Below are 19,075 nucleotides of genomic sequence, written 5' to 3' on the forward strand. Positions count from 1 at the left end.
CTCCGGATTCGGGGCGGAAGGTTACCGCTTCCCCTCGGCTCGCTTTTTATGTACACAAATATTTATGACGAAGCAAACAAAAACTGTACACAAAAAAAGCCGCGGGCGACCCGCCGGGACGAGGTATTCTGAGACGATCCCCGCGCGGCTAGAGCCAACCGTCTTGGCGAGACTAGACGCTTGGGCAGCTACCCATGATATATCCCGTTCCGAAGCCATACGTCGGCTTGTCGATCTGGGGCTGAAGGCGAAGGGGAAATGAGCCGGTGGCGGCCCTTCAACTTAGCATCGTATTCCGTCGCGAGGACGCATAATGGCTAGTCCCAAGACTGGGAAGCCACGAGGCCGGCCACCCAAGCTGTACCAGCAAGATTCGGATCGATACATCCTTGCATTTGCGCAGGCAGCAGAGATCGTTTTTTGTCTTTCGCAAAATGACGCCTTTGACCTGACGGTGTGTTGTCTTTTCGGACGCGAGGTCGAACATAAAAAGGGGCGCCGACGCCAGCCCGCTGATACTCAGGCCGTGGGATGGGTTACCAGGGTAGGGCCAACCCCACTACAGAACCGGGCTGCGGCCTTTATCACCAAGGTCAGTCGGCCGATCAGCGAGGCGGACGCCCTGCATCACGCAGTCCTCGTGACCGCCTGCAAGAATGCACTTGAAGCGAAGGACGGGCGGGTCATTGCCCCGCTTCTTGATCTGCTTGCCAGCATCGGCGAGCGGGAATTTGGCGAACGGTGCTTGGTGCCAATCGTTCTGCAAAAAGTTTAGCTGCCCGATTTTATATTACATGTTCGAAGCGGTGCTTTGGTTCATCTCTGTTCGCACGATTGAAGGCGAACAACGGAGATGCCCGGATGCCCGATCTGACTTTTGCCGACTTCGTTAAGCTGTACAGCCTGCCGCCGAACGTAACGGTTCGCCGGTTTAAGGAATTGGCGGGAATCGGCCAAACGCGGTTTTATGAACTCGCAAAGGAAGGCGAAATCCGCCTGCTGAAAAACGGTCGCTCGACCAGCGTCCCAGTTGAAGATTTGTTTCGCGTTCTGCGCGGCAGTCTCGACGCAAGGGGCTGCGTGACTCCATGAGCCGTACCCGTCACCGCTGTCGAGAAACGATCGGACGCACCACGGGACGCCCCAGGGCCGGCAATCGGGCATTGCGAGCGATTTTTCCAAGGTACCTTTCGGCAGGTCTGAGCATCGCGGGCCTACGGCGCGCAGTACTTCAGCGTAGCCGGGCCGCTCGAAATCCAGCTTTTCTTTTCAAGCCGAGGTCCCCTGATGTACGGCGCGCGTCACCGGAATAAATTCCCATATAGGTCCAAGGCTCTGCGGCGCGCGGTTCTCGTTATCCTCGGGCAGCGCACCAGCCTCACAGCGGCCGAAATCGCGAGCTGCGCGTATTGCCATGGCCGCCCGATGGTACGGCCCGGCTGGAGGATTCCGAGCGAGTCTGAAGTTGTCGCAACCCGTCGAGCGCTTCGACACTTGGTGCTTTCCGGCAAGGTGAGGAAATGCGGCCGGGCCCGGCGCGGCTCATCCCAGCGTCGCCGCGATGTTTTCGAGCTCTCGCCACGGGAGGAGGAGCGATGACCAGTGATGACGACATCGTCGTGGCAATCCAGGTTCATCTCAGGGCGGTCGAGATCCTCGAGGCCGACCTCCAGGCTCGGGCGCGTGATCGCGCTCGCGCCACGACGGCGTCAGACGACGAGCCCGTGTACATCACGCCAAAGCAGGCGACCGCAATCTGTGGGCGCAGTGAGTCCCAGGTCCGTCGCGACTGCGAGCTCAACCCAATCGACTCCGGCGGCTTTGGCCTGAAGGGAGGAGGGCGCTGGCTCGTGGAGCGCGTCCGGTACACCGAAATGCGCGGCAATGCGCGTTTCAGGCGCTGATGGATGCGCGTTTGCGCGTTTCATTGATGGATGAAAGGCCGCTCGCGTGCGATTCTTCGACTGCCGGCGCGATTAGACACGCGGCGGCATCCTCCTGTTGCGGGACCTGGGGGCGGCAACGAAGACCCCGTCGTTGCCGCCCTTCTGGAGCATGCGAAATGAATCAGTCGTCGGGCGGATGGTGAGGTCTCACCGCCGCCCGCCTGCGCCGCGCGACCTACAGAATCCTCTTAGGTGGTCGCGCGGCGCCTCAACTCAAAGGGAAGTAAACGAATGTCGGAGCCGACACTCATAGAACAAACCCGCGCCGATCTAGCCGCGATCGATACCGAGTTGGCGGCACTTGACACCGCCAAGGCCGCAGCGATCCGCACCGCCGCATCATTCGCAACGTGGAAAGCAGACTTCGACGCGAAGCAGGCGGAGCGCGAGCGTCTGGCCGCCCTGGTCGACGCGATCGAGGCCGAGGACGCCGCCGCCAAGGTCGCAGCGGACGCCGCCGCGCTTCGCCAGCGCCATGCCGATCGCAAGGCAGCGAACGAGAAGCTGGCGTCCCGCATCCAGGCCGATCTCAAGAAGGCGAACGCGATCCTGCTTGCTCTCGTCCGCGATGTTGCCGAGGCGGCCGCAGAGGACGCCGCCGTCAATGCCGCGCTGCCCGATGACCTTGAGGCGCTGGTGCCCGCGGACGTGCTTGCACGCACGCGCGCCGGCCTCGCTCGCAAGGATCTGGCGACTGAGCGGGTATGGCTCTGGACGCTTGCGGACACCGGCATGCTCATCGGCGACCAAGATAGCGTCACCGACTGTGGGGAGGGCCGCGGTCGCATCGGTACGGGCGCCTACACGAAGTTGTGCAGACTCGCGCTGTTCGAGCAGACTGAATATCATCCGGCCGCGCCGGCCGAGCGCCCGCAGTCGCTCTGGCAGATGCGGCTGCCGCAGCCGGACGGGCCAAGATTCGCGTACGACGGCACGAGGTGCAACTACCCGGCCGCCGTGCTTGCCGAGCTGGCGCGCGATGCAATCGCCAGCGAGCCGCGCGAGCGACCCGTCGAGATCGAGCTGCATCTCGTGCCGACGGTCGACGAGGTGGTCGCATGAGCGGCAATGGTGCTGCGCTCGGTGCCAGATGGCTTACGCAGGGAGTTAATGCGCGAGCTGCGCGCGTGCCTTCATGTCGATGCCAGCGCACCAGATCCGCTCGCCGCAGATCACATGGCGCTCGAAACGGAAGAGAGAGTCGACCGGCTGCTTGATCAAATTGAGTACATCGCGAGGACGAAATGAACGGTGGCAACCTGAAAATGTTCGACGACCTGCGGGGCTACGGTTTCATCAGGCCCGACGACGGCGGCTCCGATGTGTTCGTCCATGCAAAGACCTTCAAGCAGATCGGTATCATCCCCGAGATAGGAATGCGCCTTCAGGTCGAACCATGGCCGACGCGAGACGGCCGCCGACGTGCAGGGCGGTTGCTCCCGGCGCGCGGCGATGGAGCGTAGCCATGCGGATCGGCGTCGGCTTCCCAGTTTCTGGCTCGCTCGCGCTTGTCGGCAAGGCCCCCGGGCGACGGCGGATGTAACCGCGTCCGGGGGCCAGACCTCGGCTGATGGCTCCGCTGTCGACCCCTTGTTTTGCAGTGTCTGCGAAGGCCCGATCGACGTTCTGGCTAGGTAGGTAGCCGCCGCATCACCGGGGAGGAGGTATCGTCATGGCAAAGTGTCGCCGATCGGAGAGCGCCGACGAGGACGATGGCGCCCGCGAGTCTGGGCCGATACCCGCCTCTGTTCATGCGTGGGGGCGCGAGCCGTGGCCTGGGAAGCTGCAAGCCATCCTCGACGCGCTCGAAATTGACGCACTCGACGGGGGCTCGCGGTTCTATTTGCAGCGCCAGCTCTATATCGCGACCCTGTTTAACGAGGATCGCACCGGGCACGTCGTCATGACCTTAAGGTGCATTGTGGAATCGGAGGCCAACTCCGGCGCGCTTTCTGAGTTGCACATCAGGGCCGTCTCTGCCGAGATCGGGCCGTATACCGATCGCGGTCTCAGCCTCATAGAGGCGTTCGACCAAATCTCGCTGCTCGGCATCGTCGAGCAGATGCGCGCGCTGGAATACTTCTATGAAGAAGAGGCCCAATCCGCGCTGGAGCGGATCTTAAGGCATAAGCTGCGCCGCATCCTCGCCCCAGAGCAAAGGCCCTCGCCGCCGCCTCCAACCCGGCAAGAGCGCATTGCCGCGCACAAGGCACATGCAGCCGCGGCCAGGCTCGCGCAGGTCGAGCGAAATATCGAGATGGGCCGGCAGATGGTCGCGCTTCGTGACATGACGCCATGCAACAAGAAATTCGGCGGATTGCGCGCGCAGCAATTCGACGTTGAGCAACCGCGAGCCGCGGAGATGCTCAGGGTGGCACGGCTGTACGGCGAGCGGAAAGAGATGTTCAACGCCGGTTGGCAGACTCTGGTTGAGCTGTCGTCTCCGGCGACGTCGCCGGCACTTCGCCGGAAGTTCGAGGCAAAGATCCTAGCCGGCGAGCGCGTCACCGGGGCCGAGATCGTGCGCGCTCGCTGCTTACCGGGTAGACGCCGCAGTTCTTGCTGCGATGAGGTGCAGTAGCAGATTGCGCCCGATCAGGCTATTGGCGTGTCCGCCGCTGGCCGGGGATGCACGCAGGAATCGACGAGTACCTCAGTAATCGCGTCACGGAGGGCATCTCGATCGAGGATGCGGATCAGCCTCTCGACCGTCGCCGCCGCATCACGCTCGTGCGTGAGATAGTCGGCTAGGGCCATCATGGCGAGGTTGTAGCTTTGTTCGATCTGCTCGGCGTGGGTCAACTGTGCCATGGCCTAGAGATCCTCACGCAGGCCTTTGAAAAACGGATGCCGCAGGTGGCCATTCGCTGACTTGGCGCGGTACTCGACCTCGGCGTTGAGGCGCGGCTCGACCCAGATCCCACGGTTGGGGATGCGCTTGGCGAACGGCTGGGTCTTGCGCACCAGCTTGCTCAGCCTGCGCTGCAGATCCTTCACTGCCGTGTCCTCGAAACCGTGCTCGACCTTACCGGCATAGACCAGCCTGTCGCCGTGCTGCCGGCCGACATAGATGCCGTCGAAGCGGTTGTCCTTGATCTTGAAGCCGGCGATCGCCAGCGTCTCGCGGTGGGCGCAGGTTGTCTTGACCCAGTAATTGCCGCGCAGGCCGCCATAGGGGGAGTCGGCGATCTTGGAGACCACACCCTCGAGCTCGCCGGCGCAGACGCGCCGATAGAGCTCGGCGCCGTCCAGGTCAAAATGCTCGCTGTATTCGATAGGCGTGCCGGTGAGCAGCGCCTTGAGGGCGGTCTTCCGCTCGAGCAGCGGCAACTGCCGAAGGTCGCGGCCGTCGTGATAGAGCAGGTCGAATGCCACCATTACGAGGTTGTCGGCGTTGCCGGTGAGGCTCTTCTGCAGGGTCGCGAAGTCGGTCTTGCCGCCTTCGCCGGGCACCACGATCTCTCCGTCGATGATGGCGGACCCGGCATTGATCAGGTCGGCATCGTGCGCCACCTTGCGGAAGCGGCGGGTCCAGTCGAGGCCGCGGCGCGTGTAGATTCTGACCTCGTGGTTGGCGATGTGGAGCTGGCCGCGGTAACCGTCGAATTTGATCTCGTGGATCCAGCGCTCGCCACGGGGCACGCGTTCGACCTGCTCGGCGAGAACGGGCTCGATGAAGCCGGGGAAGGGCGCCTTCGTCCCGATCGCCTTCCGCTTCCGACGCTGCAACGCCACTGACCAACTCCACGCAACAAAACACGTGGATTCGAGTCCTTCGAAGATGAATCGTTCCGACGGAGAACCATCTAGCGGGCCAGTCTCGCAGGTGTCGACACTAGCGGCCAAAAAGAGAGCCGCCTTCGCGGCGGCCCTGTCGGAAAGTCTATTCGCCAGTCAAAAGATTAGGTCCACAAAGCCAGCCCCGGGATAAAACTTCTAAGGATACAAACATCGCGCCCGGATAAGAGGATGAAAGCAGCGGTTTGTTTCAGGAGTATGTCGTCGACGCGTAAATTCTTGTTCCGAATAAGGAACTAAGGCGTGTTCTCATTAGTGAACCGTCCCTGGACTTCCGGTTTGCTGCCAACATCGGTCGAAGAGCAGCTGGCCTCCGAAGTCGCAGATGGGCCAAAAGCTGACGATTGGCGGACGTCGCGGCAGGTCCAGCCACGAGCCACAACCGGACAAATCGACGGACATCGCGGAAGATCGGCTATGGGCCACAACGCGATCTGAACCCTACCGAATGATGCGGGCTTCTCCGATAACGCCAGCGGAGCGCGTGTGGACTGAAGGATTAGGACAATGTCTCGCAGCCCGACGCTCGCACCTATGGGTTGGATTTTGATGGTGGAATCGGAACGGCCCTGGGGCCATTCCGTGACGATGCGAAAGAAGCGGATCAGGCCTTGGCCTTGACCGGGAGCCGAAAGGGCGCCCCCAACCGATTGAACGCGTTCATGGCCGCAATCGTGATCGTGAGGTCCACGAGATCCTTTGACGCGAAAGCCGCGCTTGCGGCCGCATAGGCCTCGTCGGAGGCGTGCGTCTCGCTGACGAGCGTGACTTCCTCCGCCCACGCGAGGGCAGCGCGGTACTTGTCGGGAAACAGGTGGGGCACCTCGGCCCAGACCGGAACGAGGGCGACTTTTTCAAATGACATGGTGGCCAAGAGGTCCCGGGTGTGCAGGTCGATGCAGTGCGCACAGCCGTTGATCTGCGAAACCCGCAGGAAGACGAGGTGGATCAGTTCGTGGGGCAGGTCGGTACCCGTGGTGATGTAGTGGTGGATGCTGAAGAGCGCCTTTGCACCGTGGGGTGCCACTTCGTTCCAGACCAGCCGCTTGTTCTCGCTCATGACGTGCCTCGTTGTTCGGAACGCCGGAGATTCGACGCTCGGAGCCATGACGGGCCAAGCGGTCAGGGTGTGACATGGCACTCGGCGGTTCCATTCAAAGCGGCCGATGTCACATCCAGGCAGGTCCGATCGTCTTATTCTCGGGTTCGGGATGCGCGAGCGACGGTGACAGCGGATATGATCTGCGAGGAAACTAGGCGGATGGAGGCGATGGACGATCGGCGGACCACCGAGTTCGAAGCGGAGCGCAGGCGCCTGACACGCCTGGCCTATCGGATGATGGGCTCGCTCACCGAGGCGGAGGACGTCGTTCAGGACGCATGGCTACGGTGGGTCGGGGTGGAAGGTGGCGTCGATTCGCCTCCCGGCTATCTGACCCGCATTGTCACACGCCTGTGCCTCGACCGACGCCGCTCCGCGCGGGCGCGCCGGGAAACCTACGTCGGACCCTGGCTGCCAGATCCTCTCGTGGGTTCCGTGGAGCCGAACGAGACGGTCGCCGACGACGTCACGGTCACGTTGATGCTGGCCCTTGAGCGCCTGTCGCCTCTTGAGCGGGCCGCTTTCCTTCTCCACGACGTCTTTGACGTGCCGCTGACCGAAGTGGCCATCACCCTCGGCCGCGAGCCGGCAGCTGTTCGTCAGCTCGCGGCGCGCGCCCGCAAGCACGTGCAGGCCGCACGTCCCCGCTTTGACGTCGAACCCGCGGATGCGGATCGGATCACCCGAGCTTTCTTCGCCGCAGCACGCGACGGGGACGTGGCGGCGCTTTCGGGGCTGCTGGCAAGGAACGTCGAGATCCATACCGATGGCGGCGGCAAGGTCCTTGCTTTCCGCAATGTCATTCGGGGGGTCGAGCGGGCCCTGCGCCTTTTTGCGAGGCAGCGGCGCAAATACGTCGTACCGCCGAAGCTGCTTCGTGTCGTCACCATCGACGGCCTGCCAGGCTACGTTAGCCTCGATGGACGCGGCGTTCTGCAGACGACTGCGCTCGACATCCGCGAGGACGGGATCACCGCGATCTACATCGTCAAAAACCCGGACAAGCTGTCGCACTTAGCGACAGAAATGGACTTTCCAGCTCGCATCTCGCCGATACCGCCAGCTTCATGAACTGCCCGAGTGACTGCGGCAACGTGGAGAATCGTTCGATGGGCCGCATATGAGGCTCGCCCACGGTCGACGTCCGCTCCGGGTCAAAAGCTATCCTCGGAGGGCGAGGTCTCAATGGTCGGCCGAGGGCCAGAAGCCGACGTTCACTCTCCGCTCCTCTCAGGCTACGGCACGACTAGCACTGGCACGCTTCCACTGGCCAAGACCTCAGATGTCTGGCTTCCCAAGAACAGCTTTCTGAGGCCGCGGCGACCGTGAGAGGACATGACGATCAAATCGCAACCGCGAGATTCTGCGGTGTTGATGATCGCGGTAGCCGGGTGCGAATCTGCAATATGCAAGAGCTCTGCAGGAACTGCGAGTTGCGTTGCCATTGCGCGAGCTGCGTCGAGGACCTTCCTGGCCTGCTCCTCGTTGGCGGCCACAAATCGATCCATCTCGTCCTGAGAGGGGATAATCGCTCCCGCGTGCCCGCTCCCATAGTCGATGTACATCTCTTCGGTGACGGTGATGATGGTGACCTTGGCGCCGAGGGCCTTCGCCAGGAGAATGCCGTGCTTCACGCCTTTGGCCGCGACATCCGAACCGTCCGTGCTCAACAGAATATTGGTGTACATTGTGGATCCCTCTTGGGTTGAGCTCATCATCGCACCGACTTTATCCGTTGTGTGGTGGCCGTCCGCTCCCGGGCACTCCTCGCCATCTCAGTGCACTTTTATGAAAATAGCCCACATTTGTCCGCCCTGGGCGGGCACCAAAGGTGCAAAAGTCGCACGAAACCGAAGGTTGTAGTATAGCGGATTGGTTCAGGCTCAGCTTGAAAAACGCGCGAATGTCCGATCAAACTCGCGCCCAAGAGCTGAAGACCGAGGAAATGAGAATGCCGCGGTTTACGGTCAGCGTCTGCTTTCGCAGGCCCGGAATTGCATGGGATCAGGATACACCAGAGACATCACCACGGTGACAGAGGCGGACAATGGCGTTCAAGCCGTGATGACCGTGCTTGGGTCAATTGAGTTCGACGAGCGTGCGGAACTGGTGCACTTCATTCATGTTGGACATCGTGACCCGTGAAGCCGAACTTCGTGTGATCGCTACGGTAATGGGATCGTCAGGCGCCCTAAAGAAGCGGTTCTGGGTCAAAGGCTGCCCTCGGCGTCTCCGTAAGGCTTTCCGCTCAGCCCTTGGAAGCGGAAGGTGCGAGGCGGAGGTCAGCCACGGGCCACGAGCAGAACTCACGGCTAGTCCAGACGGTAGAACTTGGCGTGCCGCAATTTTTTTGCGGTCTGCGCATTCTCACGGGGCGGAGCTGGGGCTAATTGAAACCATCACGATCCTTCTTGATGATCGCTCGCTGATCGTCCGCGTACTCTTCGACAATGGCTAACCGTTCCTGCTCTGGCTCGCCAATCGGTGCTTCCTCTATACGGCCATCCCACTCGCGCCAATGTGTCGGGAATACATGGACCGGTGAACCTGTCTGCGAGTTTATCCAACCACGAAGCACTCTTCGACAGGGGAAGACGAGCGCGTGTTCACCGGTGCTATCGATGACCGCTAATTGCAGATCACGATCAAACGGTGCCGTTGTTGCGGATTGCCACATGGCTCGCTCCCCTTCTTTGCAGGCGGGAGCGCGATTGGTCTCTCTGCCACTGACGCCTACGGGCAGAGCCTGGCCAGTGATCAAACCAATATATCAGGTTCGCCGCGGAGCTGTAGAAATAGTTTTGCCCGGCGAGTTGTAGACCTTTGTGCGCAGGCGATGACAAAAATCTTCAAGTGTCGTTTGCAAGTTTTCGCAGCTTACGAGGAGCCGTTCGGCCTGTTCGCGCTCCGTAGTGCCGAAGGGATGACTATTTCGCTTGTCTCTGACACGGTTCACCTGGTCACGCCCGTCTGCCACTTTTCTCTCGGCAAATTCGAGGTGCTCAAGATCATGCGCGAGCTTATCGAGCTCATCGATCAATAGCTTGGTGATGTTCGCTCGCTGGTCGGCCGTGAGATCGCTGCCATTTAGTAGGTTGATAAAATGATCTACGTTGGCCTTGGAAACAAACCGGTGCATTGGAGTCCCCCTGACCCACGCCCTACGGTGTCCCATTATGTTACCGGACCGGTTATCAGGAAATATATTTCTTGGTCACCTCGGCGTGAAAGGTACAGCAAGGCCGCCGTGCCGCGCCGCAGCAGTCCGTGAAGGCGGACGTCATGTCTGCTTGGGGTCAAAACCGGCGTTTGGGCCACTGCAAGCGCCTTCCGATCTACACTCGTCAGCCGACGTCTCGACGAGCTTCGAACTGGGCGCCTTCGGGCCACAAGCAGACGACAAAACTTGATTTCACTAGCAGCCGTTGAAGAGCATTTAGGGGGATGCCCACCAACTGTCGGGAAATGGCTCAACCAACGTCCAATCGATTTGGTTGTCGTCCTGAGGGGGCCGGAGACCTCCTGCATTTCTGCTTGGTGGCGTGTGGCGACGGACAGACAGGGCGCCGAGATCGCGACCTCGAAGGTGGCGCGAAGCATGGCGTCTCGAGCGCAATGCAGGCGCACCGCGGGCGAGGCGTTCTGCATCTTCGACTAGACTTCGAAGATCTTCCAATTCTGAGAGCTGAGAGGCAAGCTCGCCAAGTCGTTGCAGATAAAGCATTGCGCGAGAGCTTCGCATAAATGTCCTCCACAAAACAGAAAAGCACTACTAGGACGGCTTCAATGCAAACGGGATAAAGTAGTAATCTACCACGGCCAAAAATCGGCTTTCAACACGTCAGGGTCATTGCCTCACACGAGGCCGACGCCTTCGAACGCAGCAGCGGAAGGCAGCTTAGCGTCAAAATACGAAGAACTCAGGTTGAGCAAATCTGTCCGCTCTGGCTCAACTAGCGGACTTCCGACCGCCGAGGCGCAACTTCTCCAATGGGGCCATGAGCGGACTCATGGACCGCAGCATACAGGGTCTTACTCAATTAGCTCGTCGGCTCGGCTTAGAAGGCCCGCCGGGACGATCACGCCGAGCGCCTTTGCGGTCTTGAGATTGGCTGCCAACCAAAATGCGGTTGGAAATTCGACAGGTAGGTCACCCGGTCGAGCACCTCTGAGGATTTTGTCCACAAAGTAGCCGAGACGACGATAACACCAGCGCAAATCGACTCCGTAGCTGACCAGGCCTCCATGGATGACATGCTCGCGATATCCGAAGACGGTCGGAAGTCGCATTGAAAGAGCAGTGGCGCCGATTTGCTCGCTACGGACAAGGAGCAGATTCGTCTGTAGGACAACGATGACATCGGCCTTGTCGTTCGCAAGCGCAGCGAGCGCGCCCGGAATATCGTTGGGCATGTTAGCATCCGCTTCGACGACGCTGAGGCCTATAGCTTGGCAAGCTGCCTTCAAGTCCCCGACCTGAGGCGGGCCCTTGGGATCGTTCATGTTGGTGAGCAGTCCAATGCACCCTGCCGTCGGCGCGATTTCTCGCGCGAGTTCAATTTGCTTGGTCGGCAATCCCGAGATGTAGGGCTCGATGCCCGTTACGTTTCCTCCTGGTCGAGCTTCGCTGGCAATCAATCCTAGATGAACCGCGTCTGCGAGCGCGCCACAGACAATCGGTATCGTCGATGTCGCCTTTCGGGCCTCGACGGCTTGCAACGTCGCAGGCGCGGCGATGATATCGGGTTTGACCAGAGCTACCAGCTCTTCCATGGTTGCTACTCGGTCACTAAACATGTCAAATCGCTTGATGAGGTCAACATTCCGACCTTGCACGTAACCGAACTCCGCGAGACCCTTAACAAAATTGCCGAACGTCAACTCCAATATGAACTGAGGTACGTTTGCGCCCGCGGGCGCACCTGCGGGCGGAGCTCCCGCCCATGCGATGATCGGCCGTTTCTGCGCAGACTGCGCGTATGAGCCTCGACCAAACTGTGTTGATGCGGCCGCGCCAATGACGCCGAAACCTCCGATGAAATCCCGCCGTCGCATGTGCCCTCCTTGAAAGACCACGCCTGTTGGGAACCAGAGACTACCACGATCCCCCTGCGTGACGAACTTGACGGCGTCTAGGGCCGCTTTGGGTCAACGCTGCCCTTGGCAGGCTGCTTCACCTTGTTCGGCTCGTGTCCTGCAAGCCGACGTTTCGGCTCTTCGAGCGCAGGTCGGCAACGGGCCACAAGCGGAAGTCGTCGCCAGACCAGAGGATAGGGTTGCGGTGGATAATATCCGCCCTTGGCGTCACTTCGGCGTAAGCAACGCCGTCTCATCGGATGACGGGATGCTCCATCGTTCCCAGTTTTCGGCGGCGGCCTTCAGCTTGCTGATCCCCTTGTGGAGGAAGGCATGCCAACGCGGGGTCTCCACTTCATCCAGTGGCAAGGTTTGGCCGTCGACGTTCAAGCTGAACCGTGGTCTGCCGTACAAGCCGAGGCCATCATTGGGCAGGCGAAGCTCTTGGATGATACGAACGCTGTTCGCGACCGGCGCTTCTCCCGCATCCACGAGAAGGACAGGCTTTTCTTTTTCATTTGGCTGGAGAGCGATGCAGGCAAAGGCCCAAGCATCCCACGTCCCTGCGTGCCTGGCGGCTTCGGCTCTCGCCAGTTCTGTCAAACCCACATCGGGATAAGACCCGAAGCGAAGCTGGTTAATTTTCGTGCCGTTCCAGAAGGACGTCTTGGCGAGATGGAGCGTGGGCACATACTGCGGCACCGACAGGAGCAACGCCATGTCGGCAAGCGCAAGGCCGCACAATGTGAGTACGTTTTCCGGTTTCGCGAAGATGTTCTTCATGTTCTTTCGAATCCCGCAGGAGATGTGGTACCCTAGCGGAACCACCATTTACAATTTCTTCACAGCGGGATGACCAAAATGTCCGCCATGGGTCAAAGGCTGCGCTCGGCAGCTCCATGACGCTATTCCGCTCAGCTTTCGGAAGCGGACAGTGCGAGGCCGCGAGCGGAGGCCAGCAATGGCCAGAAGCAGACGCCAGCAAACCGCGCAGCCCTTGCAACTCGATTTGCACAAGTCTCGCCAACTCTCGCGCACGCGTCAGGCCGGCTCGGCAGCAGCCCGAACTGAAACGCGGGAATTGGCGCTATCACCCCGCTCTGGGTTGATCTGCAAGCGAGTTCAGTTGCCAATAAAGGAGTTCAATGTTCGAGCGGCTGCCAGCCAGCGTGGTCGAAATATTCGCCGTATTTGGCGAGCGCCTGCACGATTTTCACAGCACCTTGATTGCGGCCGGTCCCAGCCTTCATGGCGGCACTGCCGTCGATGATCTGCTCGAGGACGACGTGGAGTTGCTGGTCGGCTCGCTCGGACAGCGTGCAGTTTCCGACCACATAATCGACCTGCGCCTCGACACGCCCCGCCAGTGCTTCATATTGCGCAGGCGTGAATGAGTCGTTGTGAATGGGGGGCAGCGACTCCGCCATGGCCAGGCGGATTTCGCTCATGCCGCGCCGCAGGATGTCATCTGTCTGCCATTTATTGCCCTGGTCTAGCTGGAGCTGAATTGCGACAGCCGCTCCTGCATGGGCCTGCGGCTCAGCAGCAAGGGTAGGCAGACCTCCGCCAAATCCAAGCACGACGACTGTGAGAAGGAGCGACTTGGACAGAAGATTCATGGACGTTTCTCCGATCTGATCTCATTTCTTGCCAGATAGGAGCACGGGGATGATCAGGAGTTTGCGTTGAAGCAACGTTCTGCGTGAATGGACTGCGGCCCCATGACGCAGAAAAGCGCTTTGCGGCTCATTGAGCCTCTCGCGGCTTCTGCTCTGGGTCACAAGCGGCGGTCGAAGCGAGCGCGGCCTCGCGTCCGCTGTACCGACGATGGGCGACATCACAACAGGATCGGCGTGGTTCGGCTAAGGGCCATTTCCGGACCTGCGGGACGAAGGCGTAGTCCTGCCCAACTGAAATGATGGCATAGCACCGGATCGGCTCCCCGTTGCTGATTACTGTTCGTTGGTGTCTGATGGGCGACCGCAACGCCGGATGCGGCGCCAGCGGACAAGCATATTGAAAATCATATGATTGGGAGCGTCCGATGAAGTACATGATTGAATACAAGGTTCGTCACGGGCAACATTACGAGCAGAATTTCGGAGCAGCCGAGGCTCTCCTCACAGCATTCGGTAAATGGAAACCAGAGGACGGACTGACAATCCAAGCCTTCGTCTCTAACTTGATGGGAGACGGCGGATACGTGTTGGTTGAGACGAACGATCCAACAGTCATCGTCTCTTTCGTTTCTAAGTTTTCCTACTGGAATGATGCCGAGGTAATTCCTGTCATTGATGTGAGGGAAGCTGCTGCCACAGGCGCAGGTTCTCTGGAGTGGGCGCGAAACGCGTCGAAAAATTGAGCCCATAAAAAAGCCGGGGGGAGCATTCCTGGAGCATCCTCCCGGCAGCCAAAAGTCCGCAGCGGGTCACAAGCCGCAGACCACGCTCAAGGTGGGCGACTTCCGCCTTACGTTGGGGAGCCGGCATTATGAGTGCACGCCGTTGGCTGCATCAGTGCAGCTTGGTCTTCTCGTCGACCTCGACAATGAAGCCCGGCGGCGTGCGAGGCGTCTCCCCGGAGTCTGGAACGTTGCATCGGGGGCAAGGAGCGCCGGCACCACCCCAGGTGCACGCGTGCGGCCCTTCCCAAGGGCGGTCGCGATGGTTCTCGCAAACCCAGCCGCTGTCTTCGCAGTTCATGCAATTCATGGAGCATTCCTCCATTCGGAGAGTTGGGCGCCGGCTAGTCAGGAGGGACCAAGGCAAAAGCCGCGGCCTGTCGCGTGGTTCCTATCGATTGGCTAGTAGATCCTTGCCTGGGGGCAGCAGCTTCACATAAGTGCCGCTCTCGTGGAGCATCAGCCAGCCTTTCTCCACCGCACAGGCCAGGCCCGCGCCGAACTCACTGCCACTGCCCCTTAGGGTATAAAGAAACGGTGCGTTGATCTTCTCGACGTGAATGCGGCCGTCTTGGGTCGGTTCGATGCTCGCCGCGAGCTGGACGAGCTGCCGCGCCGCGGCTTCCGGGTCGGCGCAGGGGCGACCTTCGACGTGTTTCATACGACTGGATCTTCCTTCAAGTCGCCGCGGGCGACGATCTTAAGGGCGTCGTCGGGAAGGGGCCGCTGAAGAGCCTTGGCTTCATCCCAAGGAGCGCGCATCCAGACATCGCGCTCCTCATCAGTGGTCAGAATTACCGGCATGGCCTTGGGATGGATCGGCTCGACAACTGCATTTGGCGTCGTAGTGAGGAATCCGTAGACCTGATGCGGCCCTGGGATCGGCTTCGACTTCGTGCCGCGGTCACCGTTGAACGTCGTCCAAATGCCCGCGAAGGAAAACAGGGGCCGCTCGTCAGCCAGAGCAAACCACACCACGTCTTTCTTCCCGGTCGCAGGATTCGGCTCCGGAGCGTATTCCGAGAAGCTGTTCGCCGGCACCAGGCAGCGGTTCTCCGGCTTCAGCCATGCGCGCCAGTGCGGCGAACTGGTATTTCGCACATTGGTCACCGGAGGCCCGCCGACCCGCGGCGGCGGTGGCATGCCCCAGCGCATCATAATCAACTCGCGTTGACCATTGGCGGCGTTGCGCACGACCGGTGCCGGGTAGTCAGGAAAGACAGACGGCATCGCCGCTAAATTGCCGACGTACTGGTTCACGACACGGAACAGCGCCAGGATGGCGGCTTGGTTGGTAGTGATCGAATAAAGATTGCACATAACACCCGACTAACCTGATTCTCCGCAGAACCTAACGCTCTTCAGTTGGATGAACCCAATTGTAAGGTGTGGTCTGCCGCGTCTCGGGTTAGCTTAATCATGCGGGCGGGCGGCGCATATCGCGGTGTGCGGCACGATCGGCACTTCAGGGAAGCTTCCAGCTTCCAGAGCGGCGGATCGCGTCGAGTGGCAGGCTCGCGCGTGTCTTGCAGCGGGCGCACTCGACCTCCAGCCAGCCAAGCACCGCCGTTCAAGCACTGGCCGATTGTCGGGGAGGGTTGGCCGCGGCCGCCATATCCCTCCATTCGGACGGACCAAGCTTCCGCCTCCGCCCGATCGGCCTCGCGGATGGCCTGCTGAGCGCGCTCACGGGCTCCCTGAGCGTGGATCTTCGCGCCCATGATCCGGCCGCCCCAGATGACCTCTCGCGATGATAGATTCCGCGGAGAGGCCCAAGAGGCAAGCCGCTAGATTTTGCGCGACGCAGCCGAGGCCGCACACCTCAACTCGGTCAAGCGCGACACTGAGCCTATCCGCTACAACTATCGTACGGGATGTCGGCTGGTTCGCGCTGCGGTCCTACCATATTTGATCGGTGCGGCATGTTGATTTCGCTCTGCGGTTGCGATTGTATGCGAGCGATATTCTGGCTGGGGGAATCTTAATGCGCGTTATGGCCATCTTGGCGCTTGGCTTGTCGTTGGGGGGATGCCTCACTAACGAGCAACTCATTGCGGAACGCAATGCCAAAGACGATCAGAAGTGTCAGGGCTACGGGGCTCGGCCGGGCACTGATGCCTACGTAAACTGTCGCGCTCAATTGGATAGCGCGCGTACGACGGCAATGGCCATTGACAGTGCGACTCCGGCTCGAACGAACGTAGTTGTGCAGTCCTCTGATCTCCCGACACCTATGCCCTCCACAGTTCCCGGGCAACGCTGCACGTCAAGGGGGCCATTTTGCTGAGCAGCAAAGACCATGGCGGTTCGGTCTCGCTTGAGCCGAAAATTACCAGGTCGAACTTCAATTGAATTTTGAAATGCCGAAATTTCGCTTGCTCCGTCGGGCAAAACAGGAGTTTATAGGGCGCTGGCTCCAGTCAAGATAGGACCAGCGCAATGGCTGATGAAATCGAAGCTCCGAACGAACTGTCTAAGATCGCCAAGCTCAACGGTGACTTCAGGAGAAACTACGGAACCCTGCTTGGGGCATTCCTATATCTGAGATCCATCAGTGCCGCGCGCGGGCGTTCTTGGCTGTGGGGTGGCCTGTTTTCCATCGCTTGCTCTGCAGTGCTAGAATGGCTGATCAAGCAGGGCTTTCCATTTTTCTGGTGACCACAGCGAGTAGGCGGCTTTGTAGCGGAGGCGCGCATGGCCAATGTCCTCATCGTTCATCCTGGTTCTGATCTGTCATCGCCGACAAGTGAGCGAAGGGCCGCGCAATATATCCGGATGTCAACGGACAACCAGCGTTACTCTACGCAAAACCAGGCGGCCGCCATTGCGGTCTATGCCGCGCAGCACGACCTCGTGATTGTTCGTACCTATGCTGACGAAGGGCGAAGCGGACTTCGTATAGAGCGACGAGACGGACTGATTGAACTGATCGACGACGTTCGCAGGGGACGAGCGGATTTCGACCACATTCTCGTTTATGACGTGAGTCGCTGGGGTCGATTTCAGGACATCGACGAGAGCGCCTACTACGAGTTCACCTGCCGTCAGGCCGGCATGAAGGTTTGCTACTGTGCAGAGGAGTTCGACAACGACGGCAGCGTTATCGCCAGCATCGTGAAGAACCTGAAACGAGTTATGGCGGCCGAATATTCACGAGAACTCTCGATCAAGGTGCATGCCGGCGCATGTCGCGTCGCGAACCTTGGCTTCAAGCAAGGCGGCACCGCAGGGTATGGCCTGCAACGAGAGTTGATCGATGAAGGCGGGCATTCGAAGGGGGTCTTGTTAAGAGGCCAACGGAAGTATCTGCAGTCGGATCGGGTCGTAATCCGACCTGGATCAGAAAACGAGCAGCGCACCGTCGCCCGAATCTTCCGCGAGTTTGTGGTTCATCGCCGGTCTCGAGGGGCCATCATCCGCTGGCTGAACAGCGAGCAAATTCCCAATCATAGGGCGGCGCCCTGGTCACATGCCATGCTCCGCCAAGTTTTGAGCAACGAGGCCTATATCGGCAATAGCGTCTACAATCGTTGTTCGTGCCGGTTGAAGCAGGCGAGAAAGCAAAATCCGCCGGAGCGATGGATTCGAGCTACAGGTCTTTTTGAGCCCGTCGTTGATAAGAGCATTTTCCTCAAAGCACAGGAAATGCTGAAGGAGGGACAAGGCAGGTTATCAAATGAGCTGCTATTGAAGAAGTTGCGAGAGAAGCTCTCGGCAAATGGAAAGCTAAGTGCTTCAATTCTAACTGCTACCGAAGACATGCCGAGTCCTGCGCTGTACGCGCATCGCTTCGGCAGCTTAAGAGAAGCCTTTCGTCGCGTCGGCTATGTTGATCCGGAGCGGAGTTACGACTACGCCGACGCGCGACAGCAGTCGGAAGCTGAGTTGCTAAGGCAGGTAGAAACTCTCGTCGCTCAAATCAAAATCCGTGGCGTCACCGCACATTTCGATTGGCAAACGGCGGTACTTACAGTTGCCGGCAAGCTCGCCCTTTCGGTGCGGATTGCGCGCTACTATGCCGGCAAGAGCCACGCGCCTTGTTGGTTGGTCCATCGTCGTACGATCGAGCCGGCCGAGCTTATCCTTGCGCTGCGCTTGGACAAAGAGACAAACAGGGAGGTCGTTGACTACTTCCTCCTACCGTTGAGCGAAATGGCCAGGCATGTGATCGGTCTCACGGCGACGTCTCGGTCTCGGTTCGCCGTCTATCGCTGCCCTACAATGAATGACGTTTTGCGAGCTATCATGGAGAAGGCTGCAGCTTTGCTGGCCTGAGTTATTGTCTTTCGGACAGCTCCCCGTTGTAGGGCGCACGCTTCTGGAGCCGTCATCCAGCGAGATCTGAGGCAGAGCACGGCGGCTAGGCAGAGGCCATAAGCCCAAGCACTGCTCGCAGATATGATTTCACGATCGCTATAGATCGGGAACAAGTGGCAATCTGGCGCATTCCTTTCTTGCTCCGGTGTACCCCAAGACCCCCCTGAAGCCGGAGCAGACCCAACGGCCTCAGCTGCCGCCCAGCTTAGTCCGCCCTTAGGTAAGCTGCATGTCAGCGGGCGTTCTCCGGCCCAGAACAACTGAAAGTATAACCAATCCGGCTTTGTTCTTCTCTGCGTGTATCCATAAACGGAGCGCCCAGAAGAAGTTCGCCCGATTCGGCAGTTCCCTTGACCGCGGCTCTAGGCGATGGCTACCGCTCTTGGCTGCCCGTGATTGCAAGCCGAGGATTTCCGCGATCGAAGTCGGGCCGGA

General features: G+C 60.0%; 22 protein-coding genes and 1 pseudogene. 11 read left to right on the top strand and 12 right to left on the bottom strand.

The window, feature by feature from the left end:
• Positions 1–313 precede the first annotated feature (313 nt).
• The 7 genes from EHH60_RS00350 (at position 314) to EHH60_RS00380 (ending at position 4,527) form a co-directional block, all read left to right on the top strand.
• Positions 314–775 carry a hypothetical protein gene (locus EHH60_RS00350; RefSeq protein WP_124157558.1) on the top strand — a complete coding sequence of 154 codons (462 nt, stop codon included), beginning with the start codon at positions 314–316 and terminating at the stop codon, positions 773–775.
• Between the two features lie 86 nt (positions 776–861).
• Positions 862–1,092, top strand: coding sequence for a hypothetical protein (locus EHH60_RS00355; protein ID WP_124157559.1), 231 nt, complete (start codon positions 862–864; stop codon positions 1,090–1,092).
• A gap of 503 nt (positions 1,093–1,595) precedes the next feature.
• The gene (locus tag EHH60_RS00360) at positions 1,596–1,904 is read left to right on the top strand and encodes a hypothetical protein (protein WP_124157560.1); all 309 of its coding nucleotides are present in this window, start codon (positions 1,596–1,598) and stop codon (positions 1,902–1,904) included.
• 234 nt (positions 1,905–2,138) lie between these two features.
• Positions 2,139–3,008, top strand: coding sequence for a hypothetical protein (locus tag EHH60_RS00365; RefSeq protein ID WP_124157561.1), 870 nt, complete (start codon positions 2,139–2,141; stop codon positions 3,006–3,008).
• Positions 3,009–3,014: 6 nt separating this feature from the next.
• Entirely contained in the window at positions 3,015–3,194 is a 180-nt protein-coding gene (locus tag EHH60_RS00370; RefSeq protein WP_124157562.1) for a hypothetical protein, read from the top strand.
• Positions 3,191–3,409, top strand: coding sequence for a cold shock domain-containing protein (locus tag EHH60_RS00375; protein WP_124157563.1), 219 nt, complete (start codon positions 3,191–3,193; stop codon positions 3,407–3,409). The genes EHH60_RS00370 and EHH60_RS00375 overlap by 4 nt, the downstream gene beginning before the upstream one ends.
• Positions 3,410–3,618: 209 nt before the next feature.
• On the top strand, positions 3,619–4,527 hold the full coding sequence (locus EHH60_RS00380; RefSeq protein ID WP_124157564.1) for a hypothetical protein: 909 nt from the start codon (positions 3,619–3,621) through the stop codon (positions 4,525–4,527).
• A 14-nt stretch (positions 4,528–4,541) separates the two neighbouring features.
• Here EHH60_RS00380 and EHH60_RS00385 read toward each other — a convergent pair whose 3' ends face one another.
• The 3 genes from EHH60_RS00385 to EHH60_RS00395 all read right to left on the bottom strand — a co-directional run bounded on the left by EHH60_RS00385 (position 4,542) and on the right by EHH60_RS00395 (position 6,804).
• Positions 4,542–4,757 (bottom strand): hypothetical protein, encoded by a 216-nt coding sequence (locus EHH60_RS00385; RefSeq protein WP_124157565.1) that lies wholly within the window; start codon positions 4,755–4,757, stop codon positions 4,542–4,544.
• A 3-nt stretch (positions 4,758–4,760) separates the two neighbouring features.
• Positions 4,761–5,681, bottom strand: a complete 921-nt coding sequence (ligD, locus tag EHH60_RS00390; protein WP_124157566.1) for a non-homologous end-joining DNA ligase — start codon at positions 5,679–5,681, stop codon at positions 4,761–4,763.
• Between the two features lie 667 nt (positions 5,682–6,348).
• A complete protein-coding gene (locus tag EHH60_RS00395) occupies positions 6,349–6,804 on the bottom strand; it encodes a carboxymuconolactone decarboxylase family protein (protein ID WP_124157567.1) in 456 nt (151 codons plus the stop codon).
• A gap of 201 nt (positions 6,805–7,005) precedes the next feature.
• Here EHH60_RS00395 and sigJ point away from each other — a divergent pair, with 201 nt between their 5' ends.
• The gene (gene sigJ, locus EHH60_RS00400; RefSeq protein WP_245454358.1) at positions 7,006–7,917 is read left to right on the top strand and encodes an RNA polymerase sigma factor SigJ; all 912 of its coding nucleotides are present in this window, start codon (positions 7,006–7,008) and stop codon (positions 7,915–7,917) included.
• Between the two features lie 164 nt (positions 7,918–8,081).
• Here sigJ and EHH60_RS00405 read toward each other — a convergent pair whose 3' ends face one another.
• The 6 genes from EHH60_RS00405 to EHH60_RS00430 form a co-directional block, all read right to left on the bottom strand.
• Complete coding sequence (locus tag EHH60_RS00405; protein ID WP_124157568.1) at positions 8,082–8,534, bottom strand: universal stress protein; 453 nt, start codon at positions 8,532–8,534, stop codon at positions 8,082–8,084.
• Between the two features lie 698 nt (positions 8,535–9,232).
• Positions 9,233–9,523, bottom strand: coding sequence for a hypothetical protein (locus EHH60_RS00410; RefSeq protein WP_124157569.1), 291 nt, complete (start codon positions 9,521–9,523; stop codon positions 9,233–9,235).
• Between the two features lie 93 nt (positions 9,524–9,616).
• Positions 9,617–9,985, bottom strand: coding sequence for a hypothetical protein (locus tag EHH60_RS00415; RefSeq protein WP_124157570.1), 369 nt, complete (start codon positions 9,983–9,985; stop codon positions 9,617–9,619).
• 893 nt (positions 9,986–10,878) lie between these two features.
• Positions 10,879–11,901, bottom strand: a complete 1,023-nt coding sequence (locus tag EHH60_RS00420) for an ABC transporter substrate-binding protein (RefSeq protein ID WP_124157571.1) — start codon at positions 11,899–11,901, stop codon at positions 10,879–10,881.
• A 249-nt stretch (positions 11,902–12,150) separates the two neighbouring features.
• The gene (locus EHH60_RS00425; RefSeq protein ID WP_124157572.1) at positions 12,151–12,705 is read right to left on the bottom strand and encodes a hypothetical protein; all 555 of its coding nucleotides are present in this window, start codon (positions 12,703–12,705) and stop codon (positions 12,151–12,153) included.
• 359 nt (positions 12,706–13,064) lie between these two features.
• Positions 13,065–13,541 carry a hypothetical protein gene (locus EHH60_RS00430; protein WP_124157573.1) on the bottom strand — a complete coding sequence of 159 codons (477 nt, stop codon included), beginning with the start codon at positions 13,539–13,541 and terminating at the stop codon, positions 13,065–13,067.
• Between the two features lie 425 nt (positions 13,542–13,966).
• Here EHH60_RS00430 and EHH60_RS00435 point away from each other — a divergent pair, with 425 nt between their 5' ends.
• On the top strand, positions 13,967–14,284 hold the full coding sequence (locus EHH60_RS00435; RefSeq protein ID WP_124157574.1) for a DUF3303 domain-containing protein: 318 nt from the start codon (positions 13,967–13,969) through the stop codon (positions 14,282–14,284).
• A 430-nt stretch (positions 14,285–14,714) separates the two neighbouring features.
• On the opposite strand, the gene EHH60_RS00440 is transcribed toward EHH60_RS00435, so the two are convergent.
• From EHH60_RS00440 to EHH60_RS37925, 3 genes and pseudogenes are all read right to left on the bottom strand, one after another.
• Positions 14,715–14,984, bottom strand: a complete 270-nt coding sequence (locus EHH60_RS00440; RefSeq protein ID WP_124157575.1) for a hypothetical protein — start codon at positions 14,982–14,984, stop codon at positions 14,715–14,717.
• Complete coding sequence (locus EHH60_RS00445) at positions 14,981–15,643, bottom strand: SOS response-associated peptidase (RefSeq protein ID WP_124157576.1); 663 nt, start codon at positions 15,641–15,643, stop codon at positions 14,981–14,983. Before EHH60_RS00445 ends, EHH60_RS00440 begins: the two co-directional genes overlap by 4 nt.
• A 31-nt stretch (positions 15,644–15,674) precedes the next feature.
• Positions 15,675–16,044 (bottom strand): annotated as a pseudogene (locus EHH60_RS37925) (hypothetical protein).
• A 718-nt stretch (positions 16,045–16,762) separates the two neighbouring features.
• On the opposite strand from EHH60_RS37925, the gene EHH60_RS00460 reads away from it, so the two are divergent.
• Both EHH60_RS00460 and EHH60_RS00465 read left to right on the top strand, forming a co-directional pair.
• Positions 16,763–16,981: a hypothetical protein gene (locus EHH60_RS00460; RefSeq protein WP_124157578.1), complete on the top strand. Its 219-nt coding sequence runs from the start codon at positions 16,763–16,765 to the stop codon at positions 16,979–16,981.
• A 36-nt stretch (positions 16,982–17,017) separates the two neighbouring features.
• Entirely contained in the window at positions 17,018–18,598 is a 1,581-nt protein-coding gene (locus tag EHH60_RS00465; RefSeq protein WP_124157579.1) for a recombinase family protein, read from the top strand.
• Positions 18,599–19,075: the final 477 nt, after the last annotated feature.

The organism is Bradyrhizobium sp. RP6 (genome assembly GCF_003837805.1).
Lineage (GTDB): Bacteria > Pseudomonadota > Alphaproteobacteria > Rhizobiales > Xanthobacteraceae > Bradyrhizobium.